Genomic DNA, 25,120 nt, shown 5'->3' on the forward strand with positions numbered 1-25,120 from the left:
TCACCCCAATTTTGATTGTTCTATTTTTATCCATACTTCTAAGCCAATTCCCTGTTCATTGACAAGTTCAATTCCGCTGACTCCTGCATATTGCAATTCTAAACGTCTAGCTACATTATATAATCCAAAAGATTCATCAGCTTCTTGTGTCCCCTTAATATATTTTTGCATTTCAAGTTCTCGATCATGTTCCATTCCATGCCCATTATCTTTGATCATAATGTATAGCACATTATCATTCATATATGCTCGAATTTGAATCTTGAGTTTCTTTACTTTTAAATATCCATACTTGATACTATTTTCTATCATTGGTTGTAATAGTAACTTTGGAATCACACATGTGTAGCAATCATCTTCAATATCAATACTGCATTCAAATCGTTCACCATAACGTAATTTTTGTATTTCTAAATAGTGATTGATATAAATCATATCCTCTGCAAGTTGTACATCGCGTTTTGCATTATTGATACTGTATCGTAATACTTGTGTTAACTGATAAATCAGGTGATCTGCTCGCTCTTTGTCCACTGCCCATAAGTTCCTTAAAATCTCTAGTGTATTATATAAGAAATGGGGATTAAACTGAGCTGTCAGTTGTTTCATCTCGACCATATTATTTAGTTCCAGTAATTGTGTATTTTCATTATGTAATTCTTGTACTCTATCAAGCAATGTATTGATTTGGTTTGCGACCGCTTCAAATTCATCTTGTGTTGAAATTGCAATACGATGTTCAGGATTCTCATCTTTAATAATATCAATCTCACTAGCAAGCAAACTAATGGATTTAGAATTCTTATCTGCCATTGTATTTGCCATATCTTTAATTGCACGATACCACAAAATTCCTATGATAGCGACCATCATCAAAGCAAAAGGAATTTCATAACTTGTTGGATTAAATACCATAGAATAGAAATTCACATCATATTTTTGCGAGTATTTCTTTATTACCCAATAGCGATCATCACGAATCTTTACACTTTTATTATTTGTGTAAAAATAGTAATCATTTTGCAGTACTTTTGGTTCATTAAAAAATATGACAATATCATTACTATCCGTAATCACTCCATCACAGTTATAAAATGACATATAATAACTCCAGTCTTCACCAGACAAATACAACGTCATAAACCCAAGAGTTTGCCCTTGTTCATCTGCGATTTCTTTCATCATAATGTAATCTGAAAAGCCGCGTGATTGTTTAAAATACGTAGAAGTATAAACATCTTCCTTTTTTAATCCTCGTGCATTATTACTTACAAGGATACTATGTGATAATAAAGCTCTTGATAGCTCATGTTCACTATATGTTGAATACTTAACTTCTCCATGCAAATCAAACAATATCGCTTTTGCTGTAAGATCATTTTTATTATTGTATTGATTTAACTTACCTTCTAAAACGATTTGTGATGTCTCATCTTCTAATATTTCTCTAAATATTTCTTGTTGCGCATCATTGGTTAAGAACTCTTTTGCATTATCGTAATTCGATTGAAAAAAATCACGCATCATATCTAAATTATGATCCGCTTTAAATTCATTTTTTGCCATCGTCACTCCCAAAAATCCAACAGCAAAAATAATAGAAACGATTACAAGTAATCGAATAATTTTCAATAAGGAACTACGAAGCAAACGTTCTTTAAATTTGCTTCCAGCCATATTCTATTCCCTACACTTTCAAAAAAAGTATAGCATGAATTATGTAATGTACAAATGTATTCTATGAATCTCAAGCATAATGTCATGAACATATTTGTAGTATACTTCTATAGTATTTTTTACTTTTATTAGGTGTGCATTTTACTATTTGATTTTTAAAATGTAGGAATCATAAGCTGCTAATGTAAGTGTTGTTTCGCTAATTGCAGTTACACTTGTATTTGTTAGTACAATCGATATTACTTTTGGTATTTCAATTACACAATCATGTTCACCTAGATTGACAACAATAAGATAGCAGTTGGTATCATTAAATCTTTCATATTGAATGACTTGTTCATCAATCACATCTTTAAAAACAATATCACCATAGATGAATGTTGTATTCGATTTCTTAAGTTTGATGATTTTTTTATAATATTGCCATACAGAGTTTGGATCTTGCATTTGTTGTTGAACATTTATTTCTTTATACTTTGGATGTACTAAGATATCTGTCTTTACTGCTGAAAACCCTGCATTTACTGTATCATCCCACTGCATAGCAGTTCGCATATTATCTCGAGATGTCATAATGAGTTTCTTTAAAAATGCTTCTTTTTGTGATGCAGGTGTTGCTGCATATTGACCTTTAGCTTGCACATCTTCAAATTGGTCAATTGACGTAAATGGATAGTTTTCCATTCCGATTTCTTCACCTTGATAAATAAACATGGTTCCCCACATTCCATACATAAGTGTCGCTAGTGCTTTTGCGGATTGTTGCGGATATTTTTGACTTCCATAATTTGAAACGACACGATTAAAATCATGATTATTCCAATATAATGGATACCAAGCTTTCTTAATCAAAGATATTTGCCAATACTCCAGTTTCTCTTTTAATTCTTGTACATTTGTTTTGAGATCAGTTAGTGATGTTGCTGTGTCAATGTTATTACACCACATATGATCAAATGTAAATGTAACATCTAATTCTTTACGATCAAACGCACAATACTTTAAGACATCCTCAATACTTGGATCACCACCCACTTCACCGACTGCAAATGCATCATTTGGTGCCAAAACTTCTTCGTGAAATTCACGAATGTATGTATGTACCTGCGGCAAGTTTGAAAACTTTGACCAATCTGAGACAAACATTGTTTCATTTTCAAGTGTTGAGTTTTTATATGTTGTATCTTTTGCGATATGGGCAATTGCATCAATACGAAACCCATCAACACCTAGGTCTAACCACCACAAAGCAATCTGATACAGTGCACTTCTTAGTTCTTCATTTGCCCAGTTTAGATCCGGCATTTTTTTAGAGAATATTTTTAAATAGTATTCATCATCATTTAGTTTTTCCCATGCACTTCCACCAAAGAAACTTCCCCAATTATTTGGTGGCATCTTTTGATTTGCTTTTTGAATAATATAGTAATCTCGATATTTACTATCTGGATTGTTTTTTACATCCATAAACCAAGTATGTTCATCTGATGTGTGATTCAAAATTAAATCCACAATGATTCGAATATTATATTTTTTTGCTGTTGTGATCAACGTTTTGATATCTTGCATACTTCCAAAGTTTTCATGTACCTTGTAGTAGTCACGTACATCATAACCATTATCATCTAATGGTGAATCAAAGAATGGACAAATCCAAAGAAAATCAATACCTAGTGCTTGAAAGTAAGGTAGCTTTTCAATAATCCCTTGAATATCCCCATGTCCATCATGATTTGCATCATAAAACGTCTTTGGATAAATTTGATATCCAACTGCCTCTTTCCACCATTTATACGTTGTATGTTTGTCCATAATTATAACCCCTCATGTTCCAATATACTTAGTATATCATCAATAGAAAAAGAAGTTCATTGCATAAAATGATATATACCCTTTCAACTTTGATTTATTTCGATTGCAATTCAGCAGTGAATAGCCTACCATTTTTATATAATAGATAAAGAGGTTATCCTATGAAACATACTGCTCTAACAAAATTAAGAAATATATTACAAACACACGAACATGAAACATGTTCTCCATATTATGTTCCTAAAGCATGGACATATATCCATCACAAACATGAAAATGAAAAAGTATTTTGTGTGCAACCATATCAATACTATAAGGAACAAATTGACTATATTATCAGTCATCCACAACCACAAATCCAAGATTATAAAGATGCATATTACTATTCAACAATGATACGCACATCAACAACTTTTGATCACAATCAAGATAAGCAACTTGATGTAATGAATCGCGAAGGTTTTAAGGAAACTGGTACATTTGTTAAAATGATCGCCTATTTACCAACACTAAAAGCAATGGGTATCAATGTGATCTATTTATTACCTATCATGCAGTATTCACGCATGGATAAAAAAGGTGAACTTGGTTCGGTTTATGGAGTAAGTGATTTCTTTACCATTGATAAAGATTTATTTGATCCTATCACAAAAGAGGAAATGACACTGGATGAACAGTTCAAAGCATTTATTGAAGCATGTCATCTTCTTGGTATGCGTGTTGTACTTGATATTATTCCACGAACAAACTCTGTAAATACAACTTTGCTTATATCACATCCAGATTGGTTTTATTGGATTGATCTACAAGATTTAGATGATTACAAACCACCACGAGTTGATGGAATTCCACCAACTACACCAATTGAAGAAAAATATATCGAGCCTTTATACGCTGCTAAAGAAACGCATGAACATATTGCAAAATTTAAAGAAGCACCAAGTATTCGCAATCCAAAAAAATGGGAAAAACTTGTTGCTACATATAATGCAAATCCACAAGACAATCCACTGGAATTGATTCGTCAAGAATTTCAAATGACTGTTGCGCCTGCCTTTAGTGATCAACTGAATGATGTGCAACCTGCATGGAGTGATGTAACATTCTTTCGAATGTATATGGACCAACCAAAAATTGTAAAGGACAAACACTTAACAGACATTACAACACCATACATTCTTTTTGACACAATAAAAGCCAATCTATTTCCAGGCAAAATTCCAAATCAACCATTATGGGATGTATTAAGTGATATCCTTCCTTACTATATCGAAAACTTTGGTTTGGATGGGGCTAGAATTGATATGGGACATGCACTTCCTGAACCACTAACAGAGTTGATTATCAAGAAAGCCAAAGCATGCAAGTCTGATTTTTACTTCATTGCAGAGGAATTAGCAGCAAATAAAAACAGTGCAACAAAAGCAAAACGTCTTGGTTATGATCTTATTATTGGTGATGGATTTTATCACACCCATCGTTTTGATGAGCAATTAACACGTGATTTCTATTACAATGGTATGAGTTTACCTACTTTGGTTTTTGCCTCAGGTGAAACACACGATACCCCACGACTTATCTCACGTGAAGGTGGATATAAAACAAGTATGCTTATTAGTATTCTTAATCAATTTGCCTACAATTTTGCTCCTTTTATGAATTCGGGACAAGAATTGTTAGAAAAGCAAGCGATGAACACTGGTGTTGACGTAGATGAACATACATTATATGCACTTGAACAACATGATCCATACTATAAGAAACTCGCATTGTTTGATAAATATGAATTTCATTATCTAAATGATTACGAAGGATTTATGGATACGCTTATGCAAATCGCAACAATTAAAGATACCTATCGTGACTTACTTACAAAAAAAGGGCATGTTGCCTATTTAACTACACCAAATAAAGATGAAATCATCTTCCATTATCAAGATGATAAGCAACACTTGTACATTCTAGCAAATGCAAATTTGAAAGATGCATGTACCTTTGATTTACCATTACACAACTATAAGGTGTTGTATTCCACTACAGAAACAACATCATTGACATTAGAACCTTTAGCTTTACGTATTATCTGGGAGGAAAACTAAATGCATCAGATCAAAGTGCAACTTCAACAAAGCGCAATACAACTATTTTCAAAAGACTTTTCAGAACTAAGTAAAAATGAAATGTATATCGCACTAGCGTCAATGATTCAAAATATGGCTGCTAGCAGTGTTGCACAAACCACAAAGAAAATAGATACGCAAGATGCTAAGCAATTGTATTACTTTTCCATGGAATTTCTAATGGGTCGACTACTTATTAATAACTTACAAAACATGCAACTACTAAAAGCAGTAGACGATGTTCTACAACCCTATGGCATATTAATTAAGGATATCGAATTCGAAGAAGAAGATGCAGGATTAGGAAATGGTGGTTTAGGTCGACTTGCTGCTTGTTTCATGGATTCTATAGCGTCACTAAATTATCCAGGACATGGAGTCACACTTCGTTATCGTCATGGCTTTTTCAAACAAATCTTTGTGGATAACAAACAAGTCGAATTACCTGACCTTTGGTTAAATAACAGAAATGTTTGGGAAAATAAAATCAGTGAAGATTCTGCCATCGTTTCATACTATGGAAAACTAATAAAAACTGAAGATGGTCGATATACATTAACCGATACTGTTGATGTTTTAGCAATGCCATATGATATGCCAATCGTTGGTGCATCACAAACAACAAACACATTACGGATGTATGATGTATTACCTTTAGAAAACCAAAAGAATTTCGATGTTTATGAAAAAGAAATCATGGATATCGTGAGTTGTTTGTATCCAGATGATTCAACACCCAAAGGAAAAGAATTACGTTTAAAACAACAGTATTTATTTGTTAGTGCTGGGCTGCAAAACATCCTTAAAAAGCATCTAGCAAAACATGGAACATTAGATAACTTAGCTGATTATGTAGTGATGCAAATCAATGATACACATCCTACATTACTTATTCCTGAATTAATGTGCACACTTGTAGATACACATGGATACAGTCTTGAAGATGCTTATGCACTTACATCAAAATGTATTGCTTATACAAACCACACCATACTTGCAGAAGCACTAGAAACTTGGGATGCAAAGATGATGAAAAAACTACTACCTCGTATCTATCAAATGATTGAAGATATCAATGATATGTTCTTAGATTCACTAAAAGCATACAACTATCCGAAATCGCAAATAAAGAAAATGGCTATTATAGGTAACAAGAAAGTACGTATGGCAAATCTTGCCATCGTTGGAAGTTTTAGTGTGAACGGTGTTGCAGCCTTACATACAAAAATTCTTGTCGAAAAAGAAATGAAAATATGGGCAGATCATTACCCACACAAATTCAATAATAAAACAAATGGAATCACACATCGACGTTGGTTCCAATATGCAAACCCAGAGCTGTATCAATTCGTAAAAAAATATAGTGATGATGCACTTTCTAGTCAACCAATTGCTTGGTTTAAAGAATTTGAAAAGCAAGTGGATAATCAAGATGTGCTTACACAATTGAAAGAGATAAAAGCAAGAAACAAACACCAATTGAATCTTTATATTCAAGAACATGAAGGCATTTCGATTCATGAGAGTTCTATCCTAGACATTCAAATCAAACGTCTTCATGCATATAAACGTCAGTTATTGAATGTTTTCCATATTATTTATTTGTATCATCGCTTACTTGATGATGTTACATTTAGAGAAAACTTTCATCCTCAAACATTTATCTTCGGGGCAAAAGCAGCTCCAAGTTATGTTCTAGCAAAAAACACGATTCATCTCATACGCACTATAGCCGATATCATCAATGCAGATACTCGTATTTCAAATAAACTACAAGTTATTATGGTAACTAACTACAACGTAAGTTATGCAGAAAAACTTATTCCATCTGCTGATATTTCCGAACAGATTTCAACTGCCGGATTTGAAGCGAGTGGAACGGGTAACATGAAATTCATGATGAATGGTGCAATCACACTTGGAACCATGGATGGTGCAAATGTGGAAATCTATGATCTTGTTGGAGATGAAAACATCGAAATCTTTGGTTTACATAAAGATGATGTATTTGCAATCCATGCTTCTGATTATAAAGTGGAAGATGATATCAAAGCTGATACAGAACTTCAAAATATCCTTGCTTTTATTGAGAAGTTGAAAGATTTCCAACCAATCATTGATTACTTTGAAAAAGAAAATGACTACTACTTAGTCGCTAAAGATTTCAAGGCTTACATCAAAGCACAAGAGCATGTACAACAACTTTATAAAGATCAAACAAATTGGACTAAAAAAGCATTAATCAATATTGCTCGTTCTGGATTTTTCTCAAGTGATCGTACCATTGAAGAATATGTACATGATATTTGGAAACTAAAGAAACTTGAAAATTAACATTAATTTCTATTAAAAAAGTTGAGACGTTTGATCTCAACTTTTTTCATTAATGCGATATCTCTTTATGGACATTTACAAATGTAATCATTGAACAAAGTATCGTACTTATTGCAATCCAAAATCCAATAACAAATTGATAGCGTCCAAACACATGACCAAATACTGTTATGTATGGTAAGAAAGTCCCATTACTTCCAGATGCATTATATTGAAAATACTGCTCAAATTTAAGCATCACACTTGGAAGAAAAGACTGCATCCCTGTAAGTGATATGTCTAATGGAAATACATAAAAGAATGTAATAATGATGAACATAAACATTATTATGGTTGTAACAATTCGGTTTTTTAGCAAGTATGAAAACATCATAGTCAATGAACTAACCGCAATACACGCCATTATAAACAACCCAATTGATGCTAATACCATCGTTCCGTATTGAACATTTAAATGACTTTGATATATATTAAACAATCCATCCTGCATGACTACAGCAAGATCCAGTCCACGAATTGGTACAATTGCATGACTAATGAGCAATATGAGTAGTTCACTAATCAAAACAGTCATGACGACGAAAATACATGCAGTTATACAACGAGCAAAACGTAACTGTTTTCCACCATATGCACTTGAGTAAATAATCTGATCCGTTTTCGTTTGTGAGTCATATGAAAACAAATCTCCAAATAAAAGCACAAAAAACAATAATAAGGAAACCCCAAATACACTATCTATCTCCCCTAAGTCTTTCATGTACAATTCTGTACCGATCAGTGAATCATAGTAAGTATTTGTTTGTAAATATTCCTTATTCATTTGCTGCCAATACGGACTTGTATCTAAATACTGACCAATTTCTTTGTTTGGTTTCATAGGCACAAAGAATTGTTGATAATTTACTCCATCGATATCTCCCCACTTTAAAATAATATGAGTATCCTTATCAATCATATACTGTAATCCAATATCTAAAAAAGTCTTTGAATCTGTTGGTTTCTCACTAGTTTGTGGTTTTATCAACGGAAAGAAGGTATTTGCTTGATCATAAATTGCATGAACAGTTTGTACTTCTGCTTCTTGTTTGTACAATGGTAAAAATGAACATGTCATGTCCGATTCATTTTCATTTGTACAATAAATATACATTTCAAACGTACCAATCCATTTCTGCAATTCATCATCAAAATTCCAGTTTTTTGATGCCTCAATATATCTTTCAAGCATTTTTTTATTTTCATCTGTGTATAGTTGATCCATACGTTCTGTATCTTCTTCAAGATTATAGTATCCAGCTTTCCTTAACGCTTCATCATACCTTTCGTTGTATTTTTGAATGAAGACTTTATCAACATTACCAGCAAGCTCGTGTCGTTTCTCATCAATGTAACGAATCGCCTCAATTCCAGTTAGTTGTTCTCCACTTTCATTAAGTAGGTAATGATTTTTGGGTATCACTTCTTGATAATTATCGTATGTTGCATACGAAACATACCCAAGCAAAACGATAAATATAATCCATAAAGTTTTCTTTCGAAATAGTTTTATTGCTTCTTCTCTAATAAGTGCTAGCATCTAATACCTCTCTAAAATGATACAAATAAAAATCATCCAATTTTGGCTTTATTACTTTTGCTTGTGGATGCGGAGTGTCTTCGCTTACAACTCGCAAGATTGTATTGTCTTGCATTGTATGTTTTTCGACAATATTATTTTGCTCAAGTAAACTAGATGTTTGCATTGTTGGAATTTGTATCTCCCATACTTTTCCTTGAATTGATTCTAACAATTGATCTTCTTTGTCATGAAAAATAATTGAACCTTCTTTCATCACAATAATATCATCTGCAATATTTTCAATATCACTCACTATATGTGTTGATAACAAGATAATAGTATCCTGTGCTAGTGATGTAAGTATATTTTTGAAATTGATTCTTTCCTTTGGATCCAATCCTACTGTAGGTTCATCAAGTATTAAAACTTTTGGTTCATTTAATAATGCTTGTGCAATACCCACTCGTCGCAACATACCACCAGACAAGTTTTTCATTTTCTTTTTTCTATGTTGTTCTAGGCGAAGTTGTATTAATAAAGTTTCCATTCGTTTCTTAATGTATTCAGATTTTAAACCTTTCACCACACCCATATAATATAAGAATTGATCTATTGTATAATTTGGATAATATCCAAATTGTTGAGGAAGATATCCAATTGAAGATAAATAGTTTTCACGCTGTTTGTGTAAAAGAATTCCATCTAGCGAAATCAGTGGCTGACTATCTGCATTCAATACACCACAAAGAATACGAAATAGAGTTGTTTTTCCACTGCCATTCGCACCAAGTACAGCATGTATTCCTGGTTGTAGTTTTATTTCTACATCTCTAACAACTAAGCGCTTCTTAAACGTTTTGGACACATTTTTAATAATATACTCCATAGGATCCTCCTTTACTATTTCTCATTATCTTAATAAATACAATGATGTATAAAACAAGTGCGAACACACTATACAAAATAAGTTGTTGTTCTAATAACCATGAAAAATACAATACCCAATAACACGCGATTGATAGACTTGCATAACTAACTAAACTAGCTAAAATGCATAAAACTGGCTGTTTGAATATTTTCATGTATATCAAGCACAATAAGCTAGTAATTACTAATGGAAATAATAATATTGCTACAATTTGGAAATAGTAATCAATGTTCAGTATGCTTGTAAGTATTCCTAGAAAAGCAAACATAGCACATTCTATTATTAGGATTACACTTACCTTATATAAAATAGCATGCATTGGTGAAATCATTGTTGTTGCAAGTAATTCATCCATTTGATAATACGAATTTCTATATGTTTCAAATAATCCTATCAAAATAATCATGAGTAAATATATAACTATAATCGGAATAAGCATATTTCGAAATATCTCTAAACAACTAGATACACATAAAAGAAAAAGTCCAATGAATGTTAATCGTACATAATTATGTAATTCATAATGAAGAAATTCAAAAGCAATTTTATAAGGATTATTCTCATTTTTAGCTTGCACTTCATAAAGTACTTTAGTGCAAGCAATCTTTGTTTCTTGCATCTTTTCTTTTGGAATTATGATTTCTCTTTTCATTTGACTGATCTCCTTTCATAATAATTTCTAACCTGTGTAATGCCAATTTATGTCGACTTTTAATCGTATTTTCATTTACTTCCAATACTGCAGCAATCTCACGAAAGTTAAGTTGTTCAAAATACCGTAAGAGTATGACATCTTGTTGAAAACTTGGCAACTTTGCAATACACTTTAATAATTCTTCACTTTCTAACTTTTTCAATATCGATTCATGTGGTTGTATATTCGTATCCTCTATACGTTCTACTTCTAGTTCATGAAACATCATCCGTTCTTGTTTGCGCCAATAATCGATACATAAATTCGATGCGATTCGATATAGATAATGAATTACTTTTTCTTGTACTTTATAAGTCGTTATATTACTTATAAAACGAACAAATGTTTCCTGTGTAATATCTGCACACTCAGCATCACCTTGTAATTTTCGATATACAAACCGATATACTTGAGGATAGAGAAACTCAATGAACTGATTTAGTGATTCCTGATCACCTTTACGAATCTTTTTTATTATTCTTTTTTCATTCATAATTTCCTCCTCTCATCTATATAACGTTTTAGCTAGTAAAATAGTTTACTTTTCTTTTCATTATTTCATGTTTTCATAAGAAAACAAAGAATTCAAATATCATTAAATAAAAAAGATGGATTCCGTTTGGTTTCCATCTTATCTAAGATTATTTATTCTGAATGTACTCATCCATTGCTTGTGCAGCTTCTTTTCCTGCTCCCATTGCTAGGATTACCGTTGCAGCTCCAGTTACTGCATCTCCTCCAGCAAATACACCTTCTCGTGTTGTTGCTCCGGTTTTTGTATCTGCGATTAAACATCCCCACTTATTGGTGTCTAATCCTTCTGTGGTTCTGTGAATTAATGGGTTTGGACTAGTTCCTATCGACATAATCATACAATCGATATCTAGTGTGAAATTACTTCCTTCTTTGACTACTGGTCGTCTTCTTCCACTCTCATCAGGTTCTCCTAATTCCATTTGTACACATTCAATCGCTCTTACATTTCCTTTGTCATCACCAAGTACTTGGACTGGATTATTCAATGTCTTAAAGATAACTCCTTCTTCCATTGCATGTTCCACTTCTTCTTTTCTTGCTGGTAATTCTTCAGTTCCTCGACGGTACACAATGTAGACTTCTGCTCCTAGACGTTTTGCACATCTTGCAGCATCCATTGCAACATTTCCTCCACCAACAACTGCTACTTTCTTACCTTTGAAAATTGGTGTGTCAGCTTCTACATCATAAGCTTTCATTAAGTTAAAACGTGTCAGAAATTCATTTGCAGAGAATACTCCATTTAAGTTTTCTCCAGGTATTTTCATAAAGTTTGGAAGTCCTGCTCCACTACCGATGAATACAGCTTCATTTCCATCTTCAAATAGTTCATCAATATCAAACACTTTTCCAATAACCATATTGGTTTCCATGTGAACACCTAAGTCTTTGAGTGCTTGTACTTCTTTACTTACAATCGCTTTTGGTAGTCTGAATTCTGGAATTCCATATTCAAGTACTCCTCCTGCTTTATGTAATGCTTCATAGACAGTAACTTCATATCGTTTTTTCGCTAAATCTCCTGCACAAGTTAATCCTGCAGGTCCTGCTCCTACTACCGCTACTTTATGTCCATTTTTCTCAATTGTTGGAATCTTGTTTTCTCCATTTGCCATATGATAATCAGCGACAAATCTCTCCAGTCTTCCAATTCCGACTGCTTCATGTTTAATGGCTCTTACACATAGCTTTTCACATTGGTCTTCTTGTGGACATACACGACCACAAACCGCTGGTAATGCGTTGGTTTCTTTAATCTTATCGTAGGCACCTTCCAAATCCCCTTCTTTAAGCAAAGCAATAAATTCTGGGATTTGCACACCTACTGGACATCCATTTACACAAGGTTTGTGTTTACATTGCAAGCAACGTTCTGCTTCTTCTTGTGCCATTTCTAAGGTATATCCTGTTGCTACTTCTGCAACGTTTTTATTTCGTACATTTGGCTCTTGATGTGGCATTGGTACTTTATTTGGACTCATGTTTGGCATAACTAGCGCACCTCCTTGTGAAATAAGTGACAGTCTTTTTCACGTGCTTTGGCTTCAAAGTCTGCATACTGTCTAGATCTTGCGATCGCTTCATCGAAGTCGACTTGATGTCCATCAAAATCAGGTCCATCTACACAAGCAAATTTCATTTCGTTGTTTACACTTAGTCTACAGCATCCACACATTCCTGTTCCATCAATCATAATTGGGTTCATGCTGACCGTTGTTTTCACATCATATTGTTTTGTGAGTTGGCAGACAAACTTCATCATAACTAGTGGTCCAATTGCGATGACTTCATCAAATACTTCACCTGCATCAAGTAGTTCTTGTAGTTTATTTGTGACTAAACCCTTCTCTCCTACAGTTCCATCATCACTCATCGTATACATATGATGACTAACTGCTTCAAATTCATCACGTAAGATTTCTAAATCTTTATTTCTAAATCCAGTAATTACAGTTACCTCTGTGCCATTATCATATAGTGCTTTTGCGGTTGGATAGGCAATTGCACAACCAACTCCTCCACCAACTACACAGACACGTTTCATACCTTCTACATGACTTGGTACACCTAGTGGTCCTACAAAGTCAAGAATGGCATCTCCCACTTCTAGGTTATCTAGTAACATCGTACTACGACCTACCAATTGGTAAATAATCGTAACAAGTCCTTTTTCACGATCATAATCTGCAACAGTTAGGGGAATTCTCTCTCCCATTTCATGAGAACGAAGAATAATAAATTGTCCTGCTTTTGCCTTTTTGGCAATTGCTGGTGCTTCTACTACCATTTTCGTAACCGTTGGATTTAATCGTTCTTTTTCAACAATTTTATACATAGGTCTCCTTTATCTAAAAGTAATTTACTTTTACTTTTTTATCTAATTTTAATAATTCTGCAACAAGTTGTTCAATCATTTCCATTTTGTGTCCATAACTTACACTTTGATGTTCTTGATGTGCTGGATTTTTTGCAAGTCCAACATAGAAATGAATATCGCTTACTTCATCAAAAAGTAGTTTTGCAATTTTACTTGCCCCATCATCTTGATATGTCCAGTAAGTATACAACTCATTCATATGTGTATGATCTTTTGCGTATTCTAATACTTTTTGAATCGTGACACTACCTTCAGAAACTAAGTCTACACCTTCAATACTACATGTAGGCGGGACATTTGTATTTGCATATACCTGATTCATTTTTATCGGTTTATCTAAATACTTGGCACATAGTTGTGAAGTAGTTCCTCCACAAACTACATGGTATCCATCACGCGAGAAAAATAATCGCATCATCTTATCTACATCATCAGGATTTTTAGGTGGACCAATTAGGATATTTGCATTTTTGCGTTTACATAAACGAATTGCACAAACACTAATATCATCACTTGGTTGATTATCATAATGTGACAAACATTCTTGCAAAAGCAAACTGCTGAATGTCTTTGCATCAAAGTTTTCTTGTAGTTGCAAAGACTGTTCCATATACGTTGTAATTTGTTTTTCATCCCACTGTAAATCTAAGATTTTTCCTTTGGATGCAAATAGAACCCCATCACTCATCAACAACATGTAATCACCTTCTTGTAAGGTGATGCGTGTTCGACTGATTTGCTTACCATCGATAATTTCTACAGTTTCATTATACCCCAGTTGTTTTCCATCGCGAAAAACAAGTGCTTTAGGATTATCATACTGTACAATATCTGCGACTTTTGAATTTGCATGTAAATACAAAAACGAAAATGTCGAGTATGCAAGCTGACGTTCCTTGCAAACTGGCAGCGTGTGAATAATAGTTTGTACACAATCTTCTAAAGACATTTGGTTTGCCATCATTGTGGAAATGATTTTGGCAGTTAAAATGGATAGGATACTCGCTTTTACACCACTTCCTAAGCCATCTGCTAAGACTACGATTTTACTACCGTCTTCCATTTTCACAACATCAACATGGTCTCCACATAACTGTTCTCCGCGTTTATTGACATGACTGATTCCAACATCGAAATATACATTATTCACGAGCCATCGACTCCTTCAGTTTCGTTAAAGCCACTTTTGTTTCTGCTGTTGTTTCTCCAAGTAAAGATGCAATTTCTTGTACCGTACGCATTTGTTTATCTATCAGTTGATCTGTAATTTCAATCGTAGACTTACGATAGTTTTCTTGTTCGCTTTGCAGCTTTATATCATCACTAATATCACGAATGATGCAAATTAAAATATGATACGCTCTATCTGCAATAACCGTTAAATTGATGTGCTTATCAAATTCAGCAAGATAGATTTGTTTGTCATATGTATTCTTTCCATCAAAATACGTATCCATAATTAACTTAGGATCTAACAAACGGACTACTTGATCACCAATAATTTCGAAGCTATGTTCGATATTAAATATCTTACATGCTGCTTCATTCATTTGTTCGATTTCAAATTCTTCGTTTAATACAATAATCCCATTGGGTGTGTTGCGAATAATGTTATCAGAAAATGTCTCCGCGCGATCACGAAGATACGGTAAACACATTTCTAAGTTTGCCTTTCCTTGAATAACTGCAATTGCTTTTTCACGACATGTATTATATCCACAACCTCCACAATTTAATTCATCTTCAGCTTTTAACTTCCCAATATTGGCAAGTACTTCATTAATCATTTGATCGCTGATTCGGTAAGTCATTTGTTTTCGACTTTTAAAAGTTGTTTCTAAGTTTGGTATATCTATATCAAGTTTTTCACCATGTTGTTTTGCTTTTTGTTGAATTTGTAAGGTACTTGGTACACGTGTATATCCACTTTTGCGTAATACTGGACCTCCAGCACAACTACCTGAACATAGTGACATTTCAATAAAACAATGATGAATCTTTCCATCAATGACATCTTGAATGGTTTGTACACAGTTTTCTTGTCCATCAACTACTAAATAGGTACGGTCCTCTTCTTGTTTCATCGTGGATAGTATCCCTCCTGAAATTGGAAAACTACGCGTCGATAGTTGATAATCACCAGTAGAATGTACTGGTTTCATATATGCAGATAAGCCTAGATCTAGAAGTTCATCAAAGGTCAATACAACATCAGTGTTTGAACATGTATCATCAATCTCTGCTTTTTTAGAAATGCATGGACCAATGAAAACGACTTTAGCTTCTGGATATGTTTCTTTTAATTTTCTTGCATGTGCTTCCATTGGTGTGACAACATTTGCAAGTGCATTTAAAGCTTCAGGAAAATGTTTTTGAATCAATAAGTTCACACTATGACAACATGATGAAATAATCACATCGTTTTGTTTATTTACACATAGTGTTTCATATGTACTTTTTACCATGAATGCTCCAATTGCAGTTTCTTGTACATTTGTAAAACCAAGATCTAACAGTTGTTGCTTCAACAAAAAGAAATCTGTATCGTTTAATGCATTATAGGAAGGTGCAATACTTGCAACAAGTTGCTTACCTTCTGCTAACCATGTTTTTACTTTATTTGCATCACTGTGAATATACTTTGCATCTTGTGGACAAACAAGATAACACTCTCCACAGTAAATACAATCATCACCGATAATATTGGCTTGATCATTTAAAAAACTAAGGGATTTTACTGCACACTTACGGATACATTTATAACAGTTTTTACAATTCGACTTCTTTGATTCAATATATTTTTCCATTGCGACCTCTTCATTGATAAGCGACAAAATAGTTGCCACAACAGTGACAACTATTCGCAAACGACAGTATTTCTAGTAATTAGAAATCTACTTCTTCGTTGTAGTAACAAGCTTTTAATAAGCGTGCCATTTGTGATGCATCAATTGTACGTGGGTTTGTTGCTGTACAAGCATCATCCACAGCTAATTGTGCAACTTCATCAAGTTTGTTTAAGAATTCAGTTTCATCAATGATTCCACCTTCGTAATCTTTGATACAAGTTGGGATGTTAAGTTCTTTGTTTAAAGTAAGAATGTGTTGAATCAACAATTCTACTTTTTCTGCAGTTGTGTTTCCACCTAAGTGTAATGAATCTGCAATTTCACCGTAACGTGTAGCTGCTTCTGGTTCTCTTGCATTGAATTTAATTACTTTTGGTAAGTACATAGCATTTGCACAACCATGTACAATGTGTCCACCACTGTATGCAGCACCAGTTTTGTGTGCCATAGAGTGAACGATTCCAAGTGAAGTATTAGAGAATGCCATACCTGCTAAACATTGTGCATCGTGCATTGTTTCTCTAGCTTCTTTGTCACCTTCATATGAAGCAACAATAGAATCTGTAATTAATTTAATTGCATGCAATGCATGTGGGTCAGTATAGTTACAATGTAATGTAGACACATATGATTCAATTGCGTGTGTCATAGCATCCATACCTGTATGTGCAGTTAACTTTTGAGGCATTGTTTCTGCTAATGTAGAATCAATGATTGCTACATCAGGTGTAATGTTAAAGTCTGCTAATGGATATTTAATTCCTTTTTCATAATCTGTAATAACTGAGAATGCAGTTACTTCTGTTGCTGTACCACTCGTTGATGGAATTGCACAGAATTTTGCTTTTTGACGTAATGTTGGGAAACTATATGGAGTGATAATATCTTCAAATTTAGTTTCTGGATATTCGTAGAATACCCACATTGCTTTTGCAGCATCAATTGGTGAACCACCACCGATTGAGACAATCCAATCCGGTTGGAATTCACGCATTGCTTGTGCACCACGCATAACGGTTTCTACTGATGGATCTGGTTCAACACCTTCAAATAATTGAACTTCCATTCCTGCTTCTTTTAAATACGTTTCTACTTTGTCTAGGAATCCGAAGCGTTTCATACTTCCTCCACCAACGACAACGATTGCTTTTTTACCTACTAAATCTTTTAAGTTTTCAAGTGATCCTTTTCCGTGATACACATCTCTTGGTATCGTATATCTAGCCATAAAATCTAGACCTCCTTTTATCTATATCCACATTCTAACACCGCAACTTTTGGCGCGGATATATAAAAAAAGGACATCTCCATATCTTTGTGAAAATATGAACATGTTCTTTTTCATGCTGACTTGTTAAACTCCCAACATTCTTCACAAGCAATTCCCTCACTTGCTTTTAGTCAACAAGTCACTTGAGCGCATAATATCTAAGTCATATAAAGGACACTAACGAATGTTGTGGGTTTATACTACCAAATAACGATTCATTATTGATATATAATATTTATCTATGGCTATTTATAATACAATATATACCTTTTATGTTAATTTCAAAAAAGCTACATTATTTCTAGCTTGATCTAGCTTATTGATGAAATGTTTATCTAAATCACTAAGCTCATAATCTTTACGATAAATAATTACATCTTTATAGGTATCACGAATTCCATATACCTTACGTTGTACAACATCATAACGTTCAAGTAGATATTCTGGAATTGGTGAAGCAAATGTATATGATTCACTCACTGTCGAAAGAAATTGAAATTGACTCGAACGTTCAAATATCGATAATTTACTGCTTGTTGGCTGTTCGCGTCGTTTCTTCAATTGATGAAAATATGGTAATACTTCATCTTCGTAGACAATTTCAATATATGATTCAAGATCAGAAAGTTCAATTTTCTCTTTATTTGCTAATGGATGATGTTTCGACATTAAAACAATTTCTTGGAAATCCCAAAGCGTTTCCGCTTTTAAATTACGTTCATACAAGTAGTCTTTAAAATACAATTCATTTTTCTTTTCATAACGAATGACACCTAGATTAAAGCGATGTTCAGATACATTATGAATTGCCTTTAGTGCATTTGTCTCTTGGAATAATACTTCGGTGCGTACTTTAAAATCCAAACCACGCACGAAATCAAGAACACCTTCAGAAATATAACTTCCTCTAGGAATCGACACATCAAAGTGAATCGTTCCTTCTTTTTTCCCTGAAGCAAGATTTCCCATCGCATCAATTTGTGCAAGTACTTTATGTGCTTGCTCGATAAATTCCATTCCTAAGTCCGTTGGAATGGTTCCTTTTGGTCCGCGTTCAAAGATTGGAAACCCTACAGTTTCCTCAAGTTCTTTAATTGCTTTACTTAAATTTGGTTGTGCCATGTATAAGTTATCTGCAGCCTTTGAAATAGATTTACTTTTCTCAACTTCGACAACATACCGCAACAATATCGTGTTTATATTCATTGTATTCATCCTTTGCATATTCATTATTTTGTATGTTCTATAAAAAGTATAACATATCAATTATGTACATGAAATACTCTGAGGCTAATTTGTGAAATTTTTAACTATTGAATCATTTACCTCATTCGTCAGAAACGATTTATTTTATTCTTAATGCTATAGTATAGTTATAATCGATTATTTATATGTTTTATATTTGATTATTCTTGAAAGAATATCAACACAAGTGTGTGATATATAAGAACAACAAGGAGGTAATTATGAAAAAGTTCTTAAGTTTATTTCTTATTTTGGGGATGATGTTTAGTTTGGTAGGATGTGGTTCTGAAGATGAAGCAAATGAAAAAGAAAAAACTGAGCAAAAAGAAGAAAAGAAAGAAGATCTTTCATTTGGATCAACCGTTGAATTTGAAGGATGTGAAATCACCTTCAATGAACCAGCGGAGTTTATCGTATTCGATAATGAATTCTCTGATCTTCATGGAAGTGAAATTGTGAAAGTTCCAGTAACCGTGAAAAATGTAAGTGATGAGGTGAGTGGAATCAATATGTTCTATGTGAAAGTGTATGGTTCTCAAGGTGTACAAGTTGATGATGTATCTACATACTACATGGAAGATGATATGTTATTTACAGCAGGTACGGACTCACTTCAGCCTGGTGCACAAATCAATACATTCTTCCACTTTGTGTATGATGGAAATGGAGAATACATTATTAAGCTTGAAGCATTTGATGGAGCAACAAACATCAAATTACCAATTAATAAATAACGTAGTAAAGAGATTGTATCCAAACTTTTTAAAGGATATCGCAATCTCTTTTTTATTAAGTATTCAATTGTCACTTACAAAATGCATGTTTTAGATCAATAGTGGCTTGTTTTATATCACTTCTCCCTAATATCGCAGAAACAACAGCAAGACCATCTATCTGCATAGCAGCGTACGTTTTTGCATTATCCATACCAATTCCACCAATAACAACAATTGGTAAATCGATATGTTTTCTAATACGAGCAAGTTCCTCTTTGCTTACAAGAGTAGCATCACTTTTCGTACCTGTAGGATGCATCGCACCAACGCCAAGATAATCTGCTCCATCCTCTTTGGCTTGTATCGCTTGTTTAAGATTTGTTACTGAAACACCAATCACCATATCATCACCAACAATTTTACGAACTATATTTGCTGGAAGATCACTTTGTCCAACATGAACACCACTTGCTTGTATCGCTAGAGCTACATCAATGCGATCATTTACAATCAAAGGAATATTGTAACGTTCACAAATCCGTTTTATCTGGATTGCTTCATCATAGAATTCCTTTGTTTGATTGTTTTTTTCACGTATTTGAACAAGTGTACAACCACCAAGAATTGATTGTTCGATTGCTTCGCATAGATCACGACCACCTAAACTTTGATGATCACTGACAAGATAGATACGATAATCAATATTCGGTTTCATCGTATTTTGCCTTTTGTGCTATTGTTTGTGCATCTAATTTACCAATTTCATCAAGTATCCCCATATGGAAATGTCCATGTCCTTGTTGTTTGGCTTTTTCATATGCAAGTTCTCCTGCAATACCCATACTTATTAATGCACCACACGTCGCAATAAAGGTATCATCGTTTGCTCCACAATATGCTCCAATTAAACTTGTACACATACAACCAGTTCCAGTAATTGCAGACATTTGTATATGTCCGTTATAGATTTTTATCACTTTCTTTCCATCACTAATGATATCTATTGCACCAGTACATGCAACCACACAGTGGAATGTATTTGCTAAATTTACAACCATGGTTTGTATGTCATAATCGTGAGCATTAATTACAGCATCTACTCCGTTTGTCTCTGATTTTCGCTCAAGTAAAAAACGGAGCTCTGATGCATTTCCACGAATTACATCACATGTAACTTTTGAAAGAATTTCTAACGCACTCTCATTGCGATATCTTGTTGCTCCTACACCTACAGGATCAAATACTACAGGTATTCCCTTCTGATTTGCCGTTTTTCCTGCAGTAATCATAGATGCAAGTGTTCTTTTATTTAGTGTTCCCATATTCAATACCACACTGCTTGCAATACTTGCCATATCTTTTACTTCTTCAATTGCATCTGCCATAACTGGCGAACCACCTGTCGCTAATGTAATATTGGCACAATCATTCACAGTTACATAATTTGTTAGATGATGGACCAGTGGTCTTTTTTGTCGCACTTGTTCTAATGCATATTGTATTTTATTCATCATTTTTTCTCTCCTCAAACGAAATACTCTCTCCTGATAAAATCATATTTGTTGTTCTCATTGCACACATATTTCCACACATAGAGCAAGTGTGTGCTTCACTAGTCGGTACACTTTCATAGTATTGTTTTGCCTTTTTTGCATCAATTGCATATGTAAACATTTTATTAAAATCAATTTGTCTTCTCGCTTCACTCATTTGATTGTCAATATCCCTTACACCTGGAATTCCCTTTGCAATATCTGCGGCATGCGCAGCAATTTTACTTGCTACAATACCTTCTCTAACATCATGAACATCTGGCAATCGTAAATGCTCAGCAGGTGTAACATAACACAAGAAATCAGCACCATGCATTGCCGCAATAGCTCCACCTATAGCGGCTGTTATATGATCGTAACCTGGTGCAACATCAGTCACGATTGGCCCAAGAACATAAAATGGTGCTCCATGACATAGCCGTTTTTGCATTTTTATATTTGCCGCAATTTCATCCATTGCCATATGCCCTGGGCCTTCCACCATTACTTGAACATCTTTTTTCCATGCTCGTTTTGTTAATTCTGACAGTTCCATTAACTCTCCAATTTGCAAAACATCTGAACTGTCTGCAATACTTCCGGGACGTAGTGCATCTCCCAAACTCATTGTTACATCATATACTTGAAAGATATCTAAAATTTCTTCATAAAACTCATAAAATGGATTTTCGTTACCTGTCATTTCCATCCACGCAAATATTAGTGATCCTCCTCGTGATACAATATTCGTCACACGTGTCTCACGTTTTATAATTTCAACCATACGTTTATTCAAACCAGCATGTATAGTCATAAAATCTACACCAGCTTTTGCATGTTGTTCAATAACTGTTAAAAAATCGGATGCCTCAATATCTTTTAAATCTTTATCTAAATATCCAATTGCGTCATAAATAGGTACAGTACCTATCATAATCGGTGATTTATCAATCAGTTCTTTACGAAATACATTCGTTTTTCCTGTGTTGCTTAAATCCATAATTGCTGCACAGTCAAAATCAATAGCTAGTTGTACTTTTTCCATTTCTGCCTCATAGTTTTGACAGTCTTTAGAAATACCTAAATTCACATTCACTTTAGTCATCAGGCCTTTCCCAATCCCCTGTGGATATAAACTTTTATGCATTTTATTAGCAGGTATAATAACTTCGCCTTTTGCTATACGTTTACATAATGTGTTTACATCCATTTTTTCACTTTGCGCTACATATTCCATTTCTTTTGTAATGATATTTTGTTTTGCAGCATTCATTTGTGTTGTATAATTCACTCAATCACACCTGCTTTCTTATATAATTCATAAAAATGATTTGTTGGACCACAACCTTTTCCAATATCCAATCCATGTGTAATGGCTGTTGTGACATACGTTTTTGCAATACTTGTTGCTTCTTTAATTGAGTGACCCTTTGCAAGTTGTGCTGCAATTGCAGATGAGAATGTACACCCTGTTCCATGTGTATGTTTTGTCGCAATTCGCTCAGTTTCAAAATGTGTGAAAACTTCTCCATCATACAATACATCAAGTGCACTTCCCTCACGATGACCGCCTTTTATAATGACGCCTTTACACCCAAGTGCAAGTATTGCTTTTGCTGTTTGTTCCATATCGGCAATACTTTGAATTTTCATTCCTGTAATCTTTTCTGCTTCTGGAATATTTGGTGTGAGTACTTCTGCGTATGGAAGCACTTTTGAAATAAGTGTATCCAATGAACTTTCCTCCATCAAAGGACACCCATTCTTTGCATACATTACAGGATCAATAACTACATGTTTTGGTTTATACTGTTCTAACTTACTTACTACTGCTTCCATGCATTTTGGTGTAGAAAGCATTCCAATCTTTACAGCATCTACCTCAATATCTTCAAATACTGCATCCATTTGTTCGCCAATCATTTTAGAGCTTACATCTTCAATGGAAATAACTCGGTTTGTGTTTTCAGCTACAACTGAAACAATTACACTCATTCCAAACACTCCATTGGCACTAAAGGTTTTCAAGTCCGCTTGAATACCAGCACCACCACTACAATCTGAACCAGCTATACTTAATACGTTTTTCATCTTACCTCCTTGTATATGGTAGGCAATCAGCAACAGTACATCGCATATGCAAAAAAAGACTTCGCATATGCGGAAGCCTTATGTCGCACCAACAAATCATAGATAAAAAAAGAGGACACTTCAAAAATGGAGCGTCCTTATCAAATACTATCTTTGTATTGATTGCTCCCTACGTCGGTCTTAACCAACAGGTTCAAAGGGTCAGGTTTTACCTTCTCAACTCCGAAGAGTCCCCCCGCATCATTATCGTAAGTGATATATACTTAAAATGCAAGAATATATTAAAAAAACACCAAACGTATCGTTCGATGTTAATTCTCTATGGTGCGCTCGACAGAAATTGAAACGTATTTTCGATACTTAACGTTTGTTGTAATACATACTTTATTATCTACTATGGAATCTTTCTATTTCTTAGAGTTAGGAAATGCTTCTCTATACGCTTTTTTTGCTAATCCCTTTAGATAATTCTTGTTTAGATGTTTCATGTCTTGGTTTCTTAATATTGGCATAACCTTCCTCCTTTCATAAAAAAGACGTATTTCTACGGTTGTGATGTTAGTTTGTTCAAAATGGTAAGAAACTTCTAATTTCTTTAAGTCCTTTATATGTTTTAGCTAACGTACTGTTTTCATCTAGGAATATCACTCCTCTATATGCGATAGTAGGCATTGTAGCAAGGAATGATCTATATTGGCTCGTTGATGTTGTAACTTCAGTATACCCTGTAACAAATCCCTCATTAACTAACATACCAATAACTTCTTGAAATAATCTATCGTTTACTTCAAACATGGATGCATCAAGGTTAGTATTCATATTATTCAATTCATACAGTATTGCATACATTAATTTTTTTCTGTTTACATTCATGCTATCCTAACCCCAACTGTTTACTTATAACATTTGCAGCTACTTGATTAAAAATATCCAGTGAAGCATCTTTGACTTTTCCCAAAACAGTATTTTTAGTTTCTTCCCATACTTTTTCATCTCTAATGTTATTTAAATATTGATGACCGTTCCAAGTTATACTCCCTATTGCAATAAAATATACTTTTCCACTAGCATACATAATTTCAGCATTCAAATAATCAGCTTCACTTAATCTTTGTATTGCATACACCTTTTCTTCAAACTTGTATGGCTCAAGAGCTCTTATTTCTGACTCTGACACTGATTTCGTTGGAGTTGTTTTTTCTTCTGCCAACAAAAGTATATCTCTAACACACTCATGATTTAATTCCATATGTTATCCCCTCTTTCTTATAAAGGTAGTGTCAAAAATAGATCATTTTGCACTACCTTTATCTTTATCTGTTCAGCCTGTTTGACTGTAACATTTTTTTCATTTTCCACACTTTTTTGTATTAAAAA

The 25,120-nt window shown here is 33.8% G+C and carries 21 protein-coding genes and 1 riboswitch; of the genes, 3 read left to right on the forward strand and 18 right to left on the reverse strand.

The features are described 5' to 3' along the window. Together M2098_RS07550 and M2098_RS07555 are read right to left on the reverse strand one after the other, a co-directional pair. Complete coding sequence (locus M2098_RS07550; RefSeq protein ID WP_280683241.1) at positions 1-1,677, reverse strand: histidine kinase; 1,677 nt, start codon at positions 1,675-1,677, stop codon at positions 1-3. A gap of 144 nt (positions 1,678-1,821) precedes the next feature. Next, on the reverse strand, positions 1,822-3,489 hold the full coding sequence (locus M2098_RS07555; protein WP_280683239.1) for an alpha-glucosidase: 1,668 nt from the start codon (positions 3,487-3,489) through the stop codon (positions 1,822-1,824). Between the two features lie 161 nt (positions 3,490-3,650). Here M2098_RS07555 and M2098_RS07560 point away from each other — a divergent pair, with 161 nt between their 5' ends. Next, complete coding sequence (locus M2098_RS07560) at positions 3,651-5,588, forward strand: alpha-amylase family glycosyl hydrolase (protein ID WP_280683237.1); 1,938 nt, start codon at positions 3,651-3,653, stop codon at positions 5,586-5,588. After that, positions 5,589-7,943 carry a glycogen/starch/alpha-glucan family phosphorylase gene (gene glgP / locus M2098_RS07565; RefSeq protein ID WP_280683235.1) on the forward strand — a complete coding sequence of 785 codons (2,355 nt, stop codon included), beginning with the start codon at positions 5,589-5,591 and terminating at the stop codon, positions 7,941-7,943. Between the two features lie 49 nt (positions 7,944-7,992). On the opposite strand, the gene M2098_RS07570 is transcribed toward glgP, so the two are convergent. The 10 genes from M2098_RS07570 to M2098_RS07615 all read right to left on the reverse strand — a co-directional run bounded on the left by M2098_RS07570 (position 7,993) and on the right by M2098_RS07615 (position 19,365). Continuing rightward, on the reverse strand, positions 7,993-9,522 hold the full coding sequence (locus M2098_RS07570) for a hypothetical protein (RefSeq protein WP_280683233.1): 1,530 nt from the start codon (positions 9,520-9,522) through the stop codon (positions 7,993-7,995). Beyond that, the gene (locus tag M2098_RS07575) at positions 9,506-10,390 is read right to left on the reverse strand and encodes an ATP-binding cassette domain-containing protein (protein ID WP_280683231.1); all 885 of its coding nucleotides are present in this window, start codon (positions 10,388-10,390) and stop codon (positions 9,506-9,508) included. The genes M2098_RS07570 and M2098_RS07575 overlap by 17 nt, the downstream gene beginning before the upstream one ends. Then, positions 10,374-11,084 (reverse strand): hypothetical protein, encoded by a 711-nt coding sequence (locus M2098_RS07580; RefSeq protein WP_280683229.1) that lies wholly within the window; start codon positions 11,082-11,084, stop codon positions 10,374-10,376. Before M2098_RS07580 ends, M2098_RS07575 begins: the two co-directional genes overlap by 17 nt. Continuing rightward, the gene (locus M2098_RS07585) at positions 11,023-11,619 is read right to left on the reverse strand and encodes an RNA polymerase sigma factor (protein WP_280683226.1); all 597 of its coding nucleotides are present in this window, start codon (positions 11,617-11,619) and stop codon (positions 11,023-11,025) included. Before M2098_RS07585 ends, M2098_RS07580 begins: the two co-directional genes overlap by 62 nt. A gap of 148 nt (positions 11,620-11,767) precedes the next feature. Continuing rightward, positions 11,768-13,153, reverse strand: coding sequence for an NADPH-dependent glutamate synthase (gene gltA, locus M2098_RS07590; RefSeq protein ID WP_280683224.1), 1,386 nt, complete (start codon positions 13,151-13,153; stop codon positions 11,768-11,770). 2 nt (positions 13,154-13,155) lie between these two features. Beyond that, positions 13,156-13,998 carry a sulfide/dihydroorotate dehydrogenase-like FAD/NAD-binding protein gene (locus M2098_RS07595; RefSeq protein WP_134168198.1) on the reverse strand — a complete coding sequence of 281 codons (843 nt, stop codon included), beginning with the start codon at positions 13,996-13,998 and terminating at the stop codon, positions 13,156-13,158. A gap of 13 nt (positions 13,999-14,011) precedes the next feature. Further along, positions 14,012-15,190 (reverse strand): SpoIIE family protein phosphatase, encoded by a 1,179-nt coding sequence (locus M2098_RS07600; RefSeq protein ID WP_280683221.1) that lies wholly within the window; start codon positions 15,188-15,190, stop codon positions 14,012-14,014. Beyond that, the gene (locus tag M2098_RS07605; RefSeq protein WP_280683220.1) at positions 15,183-16,847 is read right to left on the reverse strand and encodes a [Fe-Fe] hydrogenase large subunit C-terminal domain-containing protein; all 1,665 of its coding nucleotides are present in this window, start codon (positions 16,845-16,847) and stop codon (positions 15,183-15,185) included. The genes M2098_RS07600 and M2098_RS07605 overlap by 8 nt, the downstream gene beginning before the upstream one ends. A 79-nt stretch (positions 16,848-16,926) precedes the next feature. After that, a complete protein-coding gene (locus M2098_RS07610) occupies positions 16,927-18,117 on the reverse strand; it encodes an iron-containing alcohol dehydrogenase (RefSeq protein ID WP_280683219.1) in 1,191 nt (396 codons plus the stop codon). A 312-nt stretch (positions 18,118-18,429) separates the two neighbouring features. Then, entirely contained in the window at positions 18,430-19,365 is a 936-nt protein-coding gene (locus tag M2098_RS07615; RefSeq protein WP_280683218.1) for a LysR family transcriptional regulator, read from the reverse strand. Positions 19,366-19,625: 260 nt separating this feature from the next. Between M2098_RS07615 and M2098_RS07620 the strand changes: the two genes are divergently transcribed. After that, positions 19,626-20,138 (forward strand): hypothetical protein, encoded by a 513-nt coding sequence (locus tag M2098_RS07620; RefSeq protein WP_280683217.1) that lies wholly within the window; start codon positions 19,626-19,628, stop codon positions 20,136-20,138. A gap of 70 nt (positions 20,139-20,208) precedes the next feature. Here the strand turns inward: M2098_RS07620 and thiE are convergent, their stop codons facing one another. The 6 genes from thiE to M2098_RS07650 all read right to left on the reverse strand — a co-directional run bounded on the left by thiE (position 20,209) and on the right by M2098_RS07650 (position 24,992). Beyond that, positions 20,209-20,835 (reverse strand): thiamine phosphate synthase, encoded by a 627-nt coding sequence (gene thiE, locus M2098_RS07625; protein WP_280683215.1) that lies wholly within the window; start codon positions 20,833-20,835, stop codon positions 20,209-20,211. Beyond that, complete coding sequence (gene thiM / locus M2098_RS07630) at positions 20,819-21,634, reverse strand: hydroxyethylthiazole kinase (RefSeq protein WP_280683213.1); 816 nt, start codon at positions 21,632-21,634, stop codon at positions 20,819-20,821. The genes thiE and thiM overlap by 17 nt, the downstream gene beginning before the upstream one ends. Beyond that, positions 21,624-22,943, reverse strand: a complete 1,320-nt coding sequence (thiC, locus tag M2098_RS07635; RefSeq protein WP_280683211.1) for a phosphomethylpyrimidine synthase ThiC — start codon at positions 22,941-22,943, stop codon at positions 21,624-21,626. The genes thiM and thiC overlap by 11 nt, the downstream gene beginning before the upstream one ends. Then, on the reverse strand, positions 22,940-23,743 hold the full coding sequence (thiD, locus tag M2098_RS07640; protein ID WP_280683209.1) for a bifunctional hydroxymethylpyrimidine kinase/phosphomethylpyrimidine kinase: 804 nt from the start codon (positions 23,741-23,743) through the stop codon (positions 22,940-22,942). The genes thiC and thiD overlap by 4 nt, the downstream gene beginning before the upstream one ends. A gap of 149 nt (positions 23,744-23,892) precedes the next feature. Further along, positions 23,893-23,990, reverse strand: a riboswitch (TPP riboswitch). Between the two features lie 320 nt (positions 23,991-24,310). Then, entirely contained in the window at positions 24,311-24,616 is a 306-nt protein-coding gene (locus M2098_RS07645) for a YjcQ family protein (RefSeq protein WP_280683207.1), read from the reverse strand. 1 nt (position 24,617) lies between these two features. Next, on the reverse strand, positions 24,618-24,992 hold the full coding sequence (locus M2098_RS07650) for a DUF2513 domain-containing protein (protein WP_280683205.1): 375 nt from the start codon (positions 24,990-24,992) through the stop codon (positions 24,618-24,620). Positions 24,993-25,120: the final 128 nt, after the last annotated feature.

It is taken from the genome of Breznakia sp. PFB1-19 (genome assembly GCF_029893935.1).
Taxonomy (GTDB): Bacteria; Bacillota_I; Bacilli_A; order Erysipelotrichales; family Erysipelotrichaceae; genus Breznakia; species Breznakia blatticola.